This window comes from Hymenobacter caeli (genome assembly GCF_013294115.1).
GTDB lineage: Bacteria > Bacteroidota > Bacteroidia > Cytophagales > Hymenobacteraceae > Hymenobacter > Hymenobacter caeli.
The window spans coordinates 372,469-384,198 of record NZ_JABSNP010000002.1 but is presented as its reverse complement, the minus strand read 5'-3'; the positions used below and the strand labels follow the sequence as shown (position 1 = coordinate 384,198).

11 protein-coding genes and 1 pseudogene are annotated in these 11,730 nt (G+C 65.7%); 7 read left to right on the top strand and 5 right to left on the bottom strand.

What is annotated here, in order from left to right:
* Nucleotides 1-13 precede the first annotated feature (13 nt).
* Nucleotides 14-577, top strand: a pseudogene (locus HNP98_RS03375) (ABC transporter ATP-binding protein); the annotation flags it as partial.
* A 194-nt stretch (nt 578-771) separates the two neighbouring features.
* On the top strand, nt 772-1,131 hold the full coding sequence (locus tag HNP98_RS03370) for a hypothetical protein (protein WP_173808635.1): 360 nt from the start codon (nt 772-774) through the stop codon (nt 1,129-1,131).
* A 113-nt stretch (nt 1,132-1,244) separates the two neighbouring features.
* Here the strand turns inward: HNP98_RS03370 and HNP98_RS03365 are convergent, their stop codons facing one another.
* Nucleotides 1,245-2,090, bottom strand: a complete 846-nt coding sequence (locus HNP98_RS03365; protein ID WP_173808634.1) for a DUF4197 domain-containing protein — start codon at nt 2,088-2,090, stop codon at nt 1,245-1,247.
* A gap of 135 nt (nt 2,091-2,225) precedes the next feature.
* On the opposite strand from HNP98_RS03365, the gene HNP98_RS03360 reads away from it, so the two are divergent.
* From HNP98_RS03360 to HNP98_RS03350, 3 genes are all read left to right on the top strand, one after another.
* Nucleotides 2,226-3,503: a competence/damage-inducible protein A gene (locus HNP98_RS03360; RefSeq protein WP_173808633.1), complete on the top strand. Its 1,278-nt coding sequence runs from the start codon at nt 2,226-2,228 to the stop codon at nt 3,501-3,503.
* A 93-nt stretch (nt 3,504-3,596) separates the two neighbouring features.
* Nucleotides 3,597-5,039, top strand: a complete 1,443-nt coding sequence (locus HNP98_RS03355; RefSeq protein WP_173808632.1) for a dihydrolipoamide acetyltransferase family protein — start codon at nt 3,597-3,599, stop codon at nt 5,037-5,039.
* 81 nt (nt 5,040-5,120) lie between these two features.
* Nucleotides 5,121-5,333 (top strand): hypothetical protein, encoded by a 213-nt coding sequence (locus HNP98_RS03350; RefSeq protein WP_173808631.1) that lies wholly within the window; start codon nt 5,121-5,123, stop codon nt 5,331-5,333.
* A gap of 13 nt (nt 5,334-5,346) precedes the next feature.
* Here HNP98_RS03350 and HNP98_RS03345 read toward each other — a convergent pair whose 3' ends face one another.
* The 3 genes from HNP98_RS03345 to HNP98_RS03335 form a co-directional block, all read right to left on the bottom strand.
* Nucleotides 5,347-5,649 carry an RES family NAD+ phosphorylase gene (locus HNP98_RS03345; RefSeq protein WP_317171036.1) on the bottom strand — a complete coding sequence of 101 codons (303 nt, stop codon included), beginning with the start codon at nt 5,647-5,649 and terminating at the stop codon, nt 5,347-5,349.
* Between the two features lie 305 nt (nt 5,650-5,954).
* Nucleotides 5,955-8,642: a valine--tRNA ligase gene (locus tag HNP98_RS03340; RefSeq protein ID WP_173808629.1), complete on the bottom strand. Its 2,688-nt coding sequence runs from the start codon at nt 8,640-8,642 to the stop codon at nt 5,955-5,957.
* A 195-nt stretch (nt 8,643-8,837) separates the two neighbouring features.
* Nucleotides 8,838-9,191, bottom strand: coding sequence for a 4Fe-4S dicluster domain-containing protein (locus HNP98_RS03335; RefSeq protein ID WP_173808628.1), 354 nt, complete (start codon nt 9,189-9,191; stop codon nt 8,838-8,840).
* 169 nt (nt 9,192-9,360) lie between these two features.
* Between HNP98_RS03335 and HNP98_RS03330 the strand changes: the two genes are divergently transcribed.
* Complete coding sequence (locus HNP98_RS03330; RefSeq protein ID WP_173808627.1) at nt 9,361-10,377, top strand: acyl-CoA reductase; 1,017 nt, start codon at nt 9,361-9,363, stop codon at nt 10,375-10,377.
* Between the two features lie 72 nt (nt 10,378-10,449).
* Entirely contained in the window at nt 10,450-10,749 is a 300-nt protein-coding gene (locus HNP98_RS03325) for a hypothetical protein (RefSeq protein ID WP_173808626.1), read from the top strand.
* A gap of 64 nt (nt 10,750-10,813) precedes the next feature.
* On the opposite strand, the gene HNP98_RS03320 is transcribed toward HNP98_RS03325, so the two are convergent.
* The gene (locus HNP98_RS03320) at nt 10,814-11,686 is read right to left on the bottom strand and encodes a nucleoside phosphorylase (protein WP_173808625.1); all 873 of its coding nucleotides are present in this window, start codon (nt 11,684-11,686) and stop codon (nt 10,814-10,816) included.
* Nucleotides 11,687-11,730 lie beyond the last annotated feature (44 nt).

Sequence of the window (11,730 nt, the reverse complement as noted above, 5' to 3'; positions counted from 1 at the left end):
GGGCCTGACGCGCACCTTCCGGCCCGGTAGCGCCACGGCCGTGCTGGGGCCCAACGGCGCGGGCAAAAGCACGCTGCTCAACACCTTATCCGGCCAGCTGCTGCCCACCGAAGGCACCCTGGCTTACGCGCGGGCCGGCCGGACCTTGGCGGTGGAAGATGTGCCGCAACACCTGGCCTACGCCGCCCCCTACCTCGATTTGCTGGAAGAGCTGACGCTGACGGAATTGCTGCGCTTTCACACCCGGTTCAAGCCCTTGCGGCCGGGCATTACCCTCGACGGGCTCGTGGGCCTCATGTACCTGGAAGGGGCCCGCGGGCGGCTGGTGCGCGAGTTCTCGTCGGGCATGAAGCAGCGCCTCAAGCTGGGCCTGGCCCTGTACGCCGACGCGCCCCTGCTGCTGCTCGACGAGCCCACCACCAACCTCGACGCCACGGGCGCGGCCTGGTTTCAGGAGCACGTGCGGGCCACCCGCGCCGGCCGCACCATCTTGCTCAGTTCCAACGTGCCCGCCGAATACGCTTTTTGTGACGAGGAACTGGCGGTGACGGACTTCCAGCCGCGGCCGCCGCGCTAGCCGGGCGGCGGGGGCCGGTGGGAATACTATTCTCAGCCATCGTCGGCGAATGGCTCAGCTTGCGTAAAAAATTTCAAAAAATATAGCTTACGGGGCCCTAAGCCCGCTTTCTTGGGTAACTCCATCTCACCACGGCGCGTATCTTCGCCGCTGCCACCGCCTTTATCTTCCACCCTTATTTTAACGCCCCGGCCATGATTGACCACGACGACCTGGACGACGACTTGCTCGACGACGACGATACGCTTGATTCTTACGCCGCCCAGGGCGGTGCCAAGGCCTTGGGGAACCCCGAAGACCAGCTCTCGGCCAAGTACGCCGATTACCTGATGTGGTGCGACACCGGCTCGAGCCACGACGAGGCCCTGGACCTGGCCGGCATGACCGAAGCCGAGCACGTGGCCGCCGAAAACGCTGACAATGCCGACAGCGCCGAGCGCGGCAGCTTCACTTCGCTCGATGAAGACGACGATTTTGCCGACGACGAGGACGAGGACGACGGGTTCAGCGCGCCGCGCCGCGGGGGCAGCAGCTTCGACAACGACGATTTTTAGGGCTTCAGCCCGCCAAAAAGCCCCGGCCGCGTAGCGCGGCCGGGGCTTTTTGGTACTCAGCCGCTGGGACCTGGAAGCTTGAGCGACGTTTTCTAAGCTCCAACCACCCGGCGCTACTTGGTGCCGAACACGCGCTTGAGCAGGTCGGTGGTGCGGGCGGCGGGGTTTTTGCGGATTTTGGCTTCTTCCTGCGCCATGAGGATGAAAATGCCGTCCACCGCTTTTTGCGTGGTGTAGGCCGAGAGGTCGGTTTTCACCGGCGTCATCAGCGGAATGCGGTTGTACTGGGTCGTCATTTTGGTGTAGGCGGCCTCGGCCCCCACCTGGCTGATGGCGGCGGTGATGTCGGGCTTGAAAGCCGTAACAAGCTGCTGCTCCGTTGATTTGCGCAGAAACTGCGTGGCCGCGTCCGTGGCGCTGCTCGTCACCAGGCCCAGCGCGTCGGTCAGGCTCATGTTGGTGAGGGCGGCCAAGAAGATGTCCTTGGCCTTGGGCGCGGCAGCCTCGGCGGCGCGGTTGAGCTGGGTTTCAAACGTGGAAATTACCGTGCCCATGCCCGGAACGGCGCTGAGCGTGGTCTTCATCAGCGCCATGTCTTCCGGAATCGGGATGTGGATGTCGTCGTTGGTGTTGAAGCCGTCCTTCTCCGACGCGAATTCCACGGCCTTGGTCACCCCTTTGGTCAGGGCGTCCTTGATGCCGGCGCTGGCTTCGGCTTCGGTGAGGGGGGCCACCGGGGCCGGGGCGGGGGTAGCGGCGGCGGGCTTGGCCGGCGCGGCTTTGGCGGCGGCCGCTTTCTTAGCGGCGGCGGCTTTGGCAGCGGCCGTTTTAGCCGCGGCAGCTTTTTTGGCGGCGGCGGCTTTGGCAGCCGTGGTTTTGGCGGCTTGGGCCTGGGCGGCGGGGGCCGCGGCGGCCAACAGGCCGGCGGTCAGCACAAGGGTAGCAATGCGCGTAAACATCAAAATAAAAAAGACGCGGCGGGAAAACCCGTTGGCCGTTGTGGCTGTCGTAGTGCCGCCGCGCCTGCAAATTGACGCAAATTTCCCGCCAAATTCCTTTTTACTTCATCAAACTTCCCTTTGTCTTTCCCATCCATGCCCGCTCCTGCCCCCCGCCCCGCCCCGCCCGACGTTGAAATCATGACCATTGGCGACGAGTTGCTTTACGGGCAGGTCATCGACACCAACTCGGCCTTCATGGGCCAGGAGCTGGCCAAAATCGGCTTGCGCGTGCGCCAGATTTCGTCGGTGTCCGACCGCGCCGACGAGATTGTGGGGGCCCTGGACCAGGCCCGGCAGCGGGCCCGGGTGGTGCTCATCACCGGCGGGCTGGGCCCCACCAAAGACGACCTCACCAAGCACGTGCTGACCCGCTACTTCGGCAGCGAACTGGTGATGCACGAGCCGACCCTGGCCCACGTGACGGAGTTTTTTCGGCGCTACAACCGGCCCATGCTCGACGTGAACCGCCAGCAGGCCCTGGTGCCGGCGGGCTGCCAGGTGCTGTTCAACGCCGTGGGCACGGCCCCGGGCATGTGGTTCGAGGACCAGGACACGGTGTTCGTGAGCATGCCCGGCGTGCCCTTCGAGATGAAGAAGCTGATGAGTGACGAGGTGCTGCCGCGCCTGCGCGAGCGGTTCGCCCTGGCCCCCATCGAGCACGTGGTGGTGATGACCGTGGGCCTGGGCGAGTCGTACCTGGCCGAGAAAATTGCCGACTGGGAGGACGCCCTGCCGCCCAACCTCAAGCTGGCCTACCTGCCCAGCCTGGGGGCCGTGCGCCTGCGCCTGACGGGCTCCGACGACGGCCAGCCCGACCTGCCCGGCCGGATGCGGGCCCTGCTGCCGGCCCTGCGGGAGCGCATCGGCTCCTACATTTTTGCCGAAACCGAAACCACCCTGGAGGCCGCCATCGGCCAGTTATTGCTGGCGAAGGGCCTCACGCTGGCCACCGCCGAGAGCTGCACCGGGGGCCTGGTGGCCCACCGCCTCACGGGGGTGCCGGGCAGCTCGGGCTACTTTCGCGGCAGCGTGGTGGCGTACCATAACGACATCAAAACCAGCGAGCTGAACGTGCCCACCGAAACCCTGGCTACCAGCGGGGCCGTGAGCGAGGCCACCGTGCGGGCCATGGCCGAGGGGGCCCGCCAGCGCCTGGGGGCCGACGTGGCCGTGGCCACCAGCGGCATTGCGGGTCCCGGCGGCGGCACCCCCGACAAGCCGGTGGGCACCATCTGCTTCGCCGTGGCCGACGCGCAAGGCACCGTGAGCAAGCAGATCAGCTTCGACCGGGGCCGCGACCTGAACATCACTTACACGGCGCAGGCGACGCTGGCGCTGCTGTGGCAGCGGCTGACGGGGCACGGGGCGTAGGCCGGGCCCTGCTGGTGCGGACGCGGGCCCGCGCCGTACCTTCGCGGCCCCGACCTCCCACCCCATCCTTACCCCCAAAACACCCCGCAGCTTATGGCACGAGTGGAAATGACGATGCCCAAGATGGGCGAATCCATCATGGAAGGCACCGTCTTAAAATGGCTGAAGCAAGTCGGCGACGCCATTGAGCAGGACGAATCGGTGCTGGAAGTGGCCACCGACAAAGTGGATACCGAAGTGCCCGCCATCCAGGCCGGCACCCTGGCCGAGATTCTGGTGCAGGAAGGCCAGGTGGTGGCCGTGGGGGCCCCCATCGCCATCATCGAAACCGAGGTGAACGCCGCCGCGCCCGCCGCCCCGGCCCCCGCCGCCGGGCCGGCAGCCCCGGCCAGCGCCAACGGCCACGCCCCGGCCGCCGTGCCCTACCTGCCCGAACCCAACGACCCGCAGGCCCCGCTCGTGGCCCGGGCCACCCAGGACGCGGCCTACCAGCCCGGGCGCTTCCTCTCGCCGCTGGTGCTCAGCATTGCCCGCGAGGAAGGCGTGAGCGCCGCCGACCTGGAATACCTGCCCGGCACCGGCAAGGAAAGCCGCGTCACCAAGAAGGATATCCTCGACTACGTGGCCGCCGGCAAGCCGCCGCTGCGCCCTGGGGCCACCCCGCCGCCGTCCGATGCCGAGCCCGTCCCGGCCCTGAAAGCGGCCGAAGTGGCCCCTGCGCGCGCGCCGCAGCCGCAGCCGCAGCCGCAAGCGGCCCCGGCGGTCCAGCCCGCAGCGGTTAGTCCGCCGCCCGCCGTCAGTAGCAAACCGGCCCCCAGCGTGAGCGGCGGCCAGGAGCTGATTGAGATGGACCGGATGCGCAAAATGATTGCCCAGCGCATGGTCGATTCGAAGCGCATTGCCCCGCACGTCACCAGCTTCGTGGAGGCCGACGTGACGGAGCTGGTGAACTGGCGCAACCAGCACAAGGACGCCTACAAGAAGCGCGAGGGCGAAAACCTGACGTTCACGCCCCTCTTCATCCAGGCCGTGGCCCGCGCCATCCAGGATTTCCCGAACATCAACGTGTCGGTGGACGGGGACTACATCATCAAGAAAAAGGACATCAACATCGGCATTGCCGTGGCCCTGCCCAGCGGCAACCTCATCGTGCCAGTGATTCACAAGGCCGACCAGCTCAACCTCAACGGCCTGAGCAAAAAGGTAAACGACCTGGCTAACCGCGCCCGCGCCAACAAGCTCACCCCCGCCGACCTCGAAGGCGGCACCTACACGCTGAGCAACGTGGGCTCGTTCGGCAACGTGATGGGCACGCCCATCATCATGCAGCCGCAGGTGGCCATCATGGCCGTGGGGGCCATCCAGAAAAAGCCCGCCGTCATTGAAACGCCAGCGGGCGACTTCATCGGCGTGCGCCAGTTCATGTTCCTGAGCCACAGCTACGACCACCGCGTGGTGGACGGCTCGCTCGGCGGCATGTTCGTGCGCAAAGTGGCCGATTACCTGGAGCAGTTCGACCCGAACACGACGATTTAACGTTTTTTGAGTCCGCCCTCCGGTTTGTCGGTCCGCGCAGGGCGCGGAATGTCAAATCGGGAGACGACCCGTTACGTACCCATGAAAAACATCCTCATCATCGCCTCCCTCGTGCTGGCGCTGGGCCTCATCGGCTTTTTGTACCAGCAGCTATCGGCGGCCGAAACGGCGCTCGAGGTGGCCAACAAACGGTTCGCCGACTGCGAGCAGGTCACGTTTCAACTGCAAAACCAGTTGGCCCAGGAACAGAAAAAGGCCGGTACGGGCCCCGCCCCCATGCCGGAGCCGAAGTAGGGCCCCGGCTCGTTTAAGCCTTGCGCAGCCGCTCGTCGAAGCGAAACGGCCGGGCGTACGCCACCCGCACTTGGGCAAATTCGGCGTGCGCGGGGCGGAGGAGCAAGTTGTGCTCGTCGGGCACCAGCAACGACGGCACCCGCAGGGCCGGCGTGGCCCCGGCAGCCAGCCAGGCATCACCGAGCAGGGCGGTGGGATGGGGCTGCGCCGGCCCTTGCCAGTCGGCGGGCAGGTCGGCGGCGGTTGCCTCCGCGCGGCTTGCGGCATCGGGCACTTCCAGCGTGAGCAGGTACACGTCGACGGCGGCGGCCAGCACGGCGGGCAACGGCGGCCGCGAGTGCCGGGTCCTCGACCACCTAGCCCGGCACTCGCGGCCGCCGTTGCCCGTGCTGCATCAGGTCCACCAGCTGCAGGTCGTTGCAACGGCTCGCCCGCCACAGCGGGGCCGCCCAGCAGCTCGCCGAAGGGGTACGGGGCCATGATATGTACGGACTGAATTGATGGCAACTGTCGTGAGGACAACGACAAATGTCGCGCCTGCGGTAGTTACCCGTTTTTAGTGGACAGCAAAAAGCCGCTTCTTTGCCCAGGAAGCGGCTTTTTATGCGGATTAATGAAGCTTTACATTCCCTTCAGGGCCTGTTCCAGCGCCACAATTTTTGCCTCGGCGTCGGCCAGCTTTTGCCGCTCGCGCTCCAGCACGTCGGGCTTGGCGTTGGCCGCGAACTTCTCGTTGCCCAGCTTTTTCTGCACCGACTCGCGGAAGCCCTGGGCGTAGGCCAGCTCTTTTTCGAGGCGGGCCCGCTCGGCGGCCGTATCAACCGGGCCTTCGAGCGGAACGAAAAACTCGCTGCTGCCCTGCACGAAGCTCACCGCCCCGGCCGGCCCAGCGCCGGCAAAGTCCAGCGCCTCCAGGTTGCCCAGCTTGCGCAGCACGCCCTCGTAGGCGGTGAACAGCGCGGGCTCGTCGGTTTTGATGACCAGGGCCAGGGGCTTGTTGGGGCCCAGGTTTTTCTGGTTGCGCACCGCGCGGATGCCGGCCACCACGGCCAGGGCCTTGTCCATGCCGGCGAGCAGGGCGGCGCTGTCGGCCGGGGGCGCGGGCTTGGGCCAGTGCGCCACGGTCACGTAGTCGCGGGGGCCCCGGGCGGCCAGCTCGTGCCACAGCTCCTCCGTGATGAAGGGCATGAACGGGTGCAGCAGCTTGAGCAGCGCCTCGAAGTAGGCCGTGGTGTGGCGCAGGGTTTCGGGGTCGATGGGCTGCTGGTAGGCGGGCTTCACCATCTCCAGGTACTGGGCGCAGAAGTCGTCCCACACCAGCTTATACACCGCCAGCAGCGCGTCGGAGATGCGGAACTTCTCGAAGTGGTCGTCGATGTCGGCCACCACCGCCGCCAGCCGGGCCCCGAACCAGGCCACCGGCTTGTCGTGCGCAAAGGGCAGGGCCGCGTCCACCTCCCAGCCTTTCACCAGGCGGAAGGCGTTCCAGAGCTTGTTGGCGAAGTTGCGGCCCTGCGCCACCAGCTTCTCGTCGTAAAGCAGGTCGTTGCCGGCGGGGGCCGAAAACAGCATGCCGGTGCGCACGGCGTCGGCCCCGAACTGCGCGATGAGGTCGAGCGGGTCGGGCGAGTTGCCGAGCTGCTTGCTCATCTTGCGGCCCTGGGTGTCGCGCACGATGCCGGTGAGGTACACGTTGCGGAACGGCACCTCCTGGCGGAATTCCAGCCCGGCCATGATCATCCGCGCCACCCAGAAAAACAGGATGTCGGGGCCCGTCACCAGGTCGTTGGTCGGGTAGAAATAGTTGACGTCGGCGTTGTCCGGGTCGGCAAAGCCGTCGAACACCGAGATGGGCCACAGCCACGAAGAAAACCAGGTATCGAGCACATCTTCGTCCTGGCGCAAGTCACTCATTTCCAACGCGGCATTTCCGCTCTGCTCACGCGCTAGTTCAAGTGCTTCCACGGCCGATAACGCCACCACGAACGAGCCGTCGGGCAGGTAATAAGCCGGGATTTGCTGGCCCCACCAGAGCTGCCGCGAGATGCACCAATCGCGCACGTTTTCCATCCACGCCCGGTAGGTATTCTTGAATTTGGCGGGGTGCAGGCGGATGGTGTCGTTCTCCACCACTTCGAGGGCCGGCTTGGCCAGGTGCTCCATTTTCATGAACCACTGCATGCTCAGCTTGGGCTCAATCACGGCCTTGGTGCGCTCCGAAGTTTGCACGATGCTGGCGTATTCCTCCGTTTTCACGAGCAGGCCGGCGGCGTCCAAATCCTTCACGATGTTGCGGCGGGCCGCGAACCGGTCCTGTCCCACGTACAGCTCGGCCCGTTCATTCAGCGTGCCGTTGTCGTTCAGAATGTCGATGATGGGCAGGTTGTGCTTCTGGCCCAGGTTGTAGTCGTTCAGGTCGTGGGCCGGCGTCACCTTCAGGGCCCCGGTGCCGAAATCCGTCAGCACGTACTCGTCCTGGATGACGGGCACGTCGCGGCCCAGCAGCGGGATGCGCACCCGCTGCCCGGCCAGGTCGTGGAACCGCTCGTCGGCGGGGTTCACGGCCACGGCCACGTCGGCCATGATGGTTTCGGGGCGCGAGGTGGCCACCACGATGTAGCTTTTAGCTGCTGGCTGCTGGCTGTTAGCTTCTTGTTCAAAGCTAACAGCTAACGGCTGTGAGCTATCAGCTACGATTTCGTACTTTAAGTAGTACATCTTGGCCGTCACGTCCTTCGGAATCACCTCCTCGTCCGAAATGGCGGTGCCGCCCAGCGGGTCCCAGTTCACCATGCGCACGCCGCGGTAAATCAGGCCCTTGCGGTACAAGTCCACGAACACGCGCAGCACGGCGTCGGTCAGGGCCGGCTCCATCGTGAAGCGGGTCCGGTCCCAGTCGCAGGAGGCCCCGAGCTGCTTGAGCTGCTCGAGGATGATGCCGCCGTACTTGTCCTTCCAAGCGAAGGCGTGCGCCAGGAACTGCTCGCGGGTGAGGTCCTTCTTCTCAATGCCCTGCTCCTTGAGCTGGGCCACCACCTTGGCCTCGGTGGCGATGCTGGCGTGGTCGGTGCCGGGCACCCAGCAGGCCTCCTGGCCCCGCATCCGGGCGCGGCGCACCAGCACGTCCTGGATGGTGTTGTTCAGCATGTGGCCCATGTGCAGCACCCCCGTCACGTTGGGCGGCGGGATGACCACGGTGTAGGGCGTCTTTTTAGGGTTCGGGCTGGCTTTAAAAAAGCCCTGCTCCTGCCAGCATTGGTACCATTTGGCTTCAACGTCGGCGGGCGAGTAAGTAGTGGCGAGGGACATGTTGGGAGGTAAGTATTTCGGCAAAGGTACGTTTTGGGGCCCCTGGACAGCCTTCGTGGGCCACCAGTTGCGCTTTTTCGCGCAAACTGCCTCAGCGGCCCCGGGGCCAAGCCAGGCCCGGCCGGGAGGTGCCGGCCGCACAAAAAAGGCCGCTCCCTGCTGGAAGCGGCCCGGTTCGCCGGCGGCAGCGGCCGCCTAAGCGGCCACCAGGTGCAGCCAGGTTTTCTTCTCGAGCAGCCGCTCGCGGGTTTCGCGCAGGTCGGGGTCGTCCACGCAGCAGTCGACGGGGCACACGGCGGCGCACTGGGGCTCTTCGTGGAAGCCCACGCACTCGGTGCACTTATCCGACACGATGTAGTAATATTCGTCCGACACCGGGGTTTGGGGGGCGGTGCCGGCCACGGTGGTGCCGTCGGCGGTTTGCACCTCCTTCAGGGTGGTGCCGTCGGCCCAGCGCCACTGCGCGCCGCCTTCGTAAATGGCGTTGTTGGGGCATTCCGGTTCGCAGGCACCGCAATTGATGCACTCGTCGGTTATCATGATGGCCATGGGGCGTCGCGGGGGGCAGGAGGTGGAAGAAGCCAAACGGTAACCGTTGGCCCTATTTACGTAAGAACCAACGGGCCAGCCGTTGGTTCGGAGCCGTAAAATTACGCACCCGGGGCCGTTTCTGCACAATATGCCGACTTTTGTCCCCGCTTTGCCCTTCCTTTTTCGCATGAATCATTCCGAACGCCTGGCCGCTTTCGTGGCCCTGGGCCAGCGCCTGGCCACCTTTCCCGCCGACGAGCTAACCGCCCTGGCCGCCCGCGCCCGCAACCAAAACGCCTGGTTCGACCGGCCCAGCGTGGCCGCCGCCGTGGCCGGCGTGGCCCACCTGCTGGCCCCCGAGGCCCTCGCCCGCTGGGCTGCCCGCTACCCGCCCGAGCCCACCGCCGCGCGCCGGGTGGGCGTGGTGATGGCCGGCAACATCCCGCTGGTGGGCTTCCACGACGCGCTGTGCGTGCTGCTGAGCGGCCATGTGCTGCTGGCCAAACTCAGCGCTTCCGACACGGTGCTGATGGAATGGGTGCTCGGCGAGCTTTCCCAAATTGAGACACGTTTTACCAAATTCGTCCAAATCGTGCCCCGCCTGAACGCGGCCGACGCCTTTATTGCCACCGGATCGGACAATACCGCGCGGTATTTTGAATTTTATTTTGGCAAAAAACCGCACCTCATCCGGCGCAACCGCACGGGCGTGGCCGTGCTCACGGGCCAGGAAACCGAGGCCGAGCTGGCGTATTTGGGCCCCGACATCTTCCAGTACTACGGCCTGGGCTGCCGCAACGTAAGCAAGCTTTACGTACCTGAAAACTACGACTTTATCCCCTTACTCGACGCCCTGCAAGTGTGTCAGGGTGTACTGAACCACCACAAGTATCAAAATAACTATGATTACAATAAAAGTATATTATTAGTTAACGCCGTGCCGCACCTCGACACTGGTTTTCTGCTGCTTACGCCCCAACCGGCGCTGGTTTCGCCCATCTCGGTGTTGCACTACGGCGCGTACGCGCAGGAAATCGACCTCGTGGACCAACTCACCGACGTGGCCCCCCGCATCCAGTGCGTGGTGGCGGCCGGCGGGCGCTGGGCCGGCAGCGTACCCTTCGGCCAGGCCCAGCAGCCGGGCGTGGCCGATTACGCCGACGGGGTGGACACGATGGCGTTTCTGGCGGCGGAATTGCTTTGATGGCCTGTACTACGGTCTAGGTTATTTACGCTACCGATTCCCCTACTCGTCCTGCCTTATTTCTACGTTACCATGACCCACGCTCCCGCCCTGTTCCCCGCCGTGGCCCCCGAACTGCTCGCCCGCATGCACTTCCCCGACGACGACGTGCTGGCCACCCCCGCCGAGCGCTACTGCCGGGCCATCGAAGCCGCCCACGCCGCCGTGCTCGGCAGCACCTACCGGGGCAAGCTCGCCCTGTACTTCCTCACCGCCGACGGGGCCCAGCACCGCCTGCAAGCCTGCGTGTGGGCCGTGGACGACGACGTGCTGGTGCTGCAAAAGGGCGCGGCCCTGCCCCTACGGGCCGTGCTGCGGCTGGAATTCAGCTAAAGCTTTAGTTGTCGGCTGCTTGCTATCAGTTGTCGGAATTGTTTCCAGCAAACCGACAAAAGCCTTACGCCAACCGCTGAAGGGTGCGCTCAATCATGGCATCGACCACGGCCCCGGCGTCGGCGGCAAACTCGCCGGTGGCGCGGTTGGCGACCACGGCGTTCAGGCTGAGCACCTGGTGGCCCAGCAGGCGGCCCAGGGCGTAGTAGCCGGCGGTTTCCATCTCAAAGTTATCGAGGCGAAACCCGCCCTCGGCGCTCTGGTGGCGGAAGCTGCGCAGGCGGTCGAGGTAGTCGGCGGGCGTCACGTCGAGGCGCAGGCGGCGGCCCTGGGGCCCGTAGAAGCCCGGGCACGTGAGGGTGTTGCCCATCAAGGCCCCGGCCCCGAGCTGCTCGCGGAGCAGGTCGTCGCCGCGCACCACGTAGGGCGTGAACGGCAGGCCCAGCGTCGCTTGGAGCGCGGTGCCCACCTGGGTTTCGAGGCCGGTTTCGACCAGCGGGTAGAAGTGCATCAGCGAATCGAGGCCCACGGCGTGCTCGGTGGCCAGCACCGCGCCCACGGGCACGTCGGGTTGCAGGCTGCCGCTGGTGCCCAGGCGCACGATGCGCAGGCGCAGCTGCTCGGCCACGGGCCGCACCGCCCGGGCCACGAAGTCGATGTTCACCAGCGCGTCCAGCTCGTTGAGCACGATGTCGATGTTGTCGGTGCCCATGCCGGTGCTGAGCACCGTGAGGCGCTTGCCCTTGTAGTACCCCACGTGGGTCACGAATTCGCGGTGGGCCCCTTCGAACTCAATCGAGTCGAAGTGCCGGCTCACCTGCGCCACCCGGCCGGGGTCGCCCACGGTGAGGATGGTGTCGGAAATGTGGTCGGGCAGCAGGTGCAGGTGGTAAATGCTGCCGTCGGGGTTCAGGATAAGCTCGGAAGAAGGAAGCATGTGCTTTTAAGTTATGGGTTTTGAGTTATGGGTTCTGAGCTGAC

Excerpts from the sequence above, each read along its gene's own strand:
- HNP98_RS03370 (WP_173808635.1), top strand. The coding sequence starts at position 772 with ATGATTGACCACGACGACCTGGACGACGACTTGCTCGACGACGACGAT.
- HNP98_RS03320 (WP_173808625.1), bottom strand. The coding sequence starts at position 11,686 with ATGCTTCCTTCTTCCGAGCTTATCCTGAACCCCGACGGCAGCATTTAC.
- HNP98_RS03350 (WP_173808631.1), top strand. The coding sequence starts at position 5,121 with ATGAAAAACATCCTCATCATCGCCTCCCTCGTGCTGGCGCTGGGCCTC.
- HNP98_RS03335 (WP_173808628.1), bottom strand. The coding sequence starts at position 9,191 with ATGGCCATCATGATAACCGACGAGTGCATCAATTGCGGTGCCTGCGAA.
- HNP98_RS03330 (WP_173808627.1), top strand. The coding sequence starts at position 9,361 with ATGAATCATTCCGAACGCCTGGCCGCTTTCGTGGCCCTGGGCCAGCGC.
- HNP98_RS03340 (WP_173808629.1), bottom strand. The coding sequence starts at position 8,642 with ATGTCCCTCGCCACTACTTACTCGCCCGCCGACGTTGAAGCCAAATGG.
- HNP98_RS03355 (WP_173808632.1), top strand. The coding sequence starts at position 3,597 with ATGGCACGAGTGGAAATGACGATGCCCAAGATGGGCGAATCCATCATG.
- HNP98_RS03360 (WP_173808633.1), top strand. The coding sequence starts at position 2,226 with ATGCCCGCTCCTGCCCCCCGCCCCGCCCCGCCCGACGTTGAAATCATG.
- HNP98_RS03365 (WP_173808634.1), bottom strand. The coding sequence starts at position 2,090 with ATGTTTACGCGCATTGCTACCCTTGTGCTGACCGCCGGCCTGTTGGCC.
- HNP98_RS03325 (WP_173808626.1), top strand. The coding sequence starts at position 10,450 with ATGACCCACGCTCCCGCCCTGTTCCCCGCCGTGGCCCCCGAACTGCTC.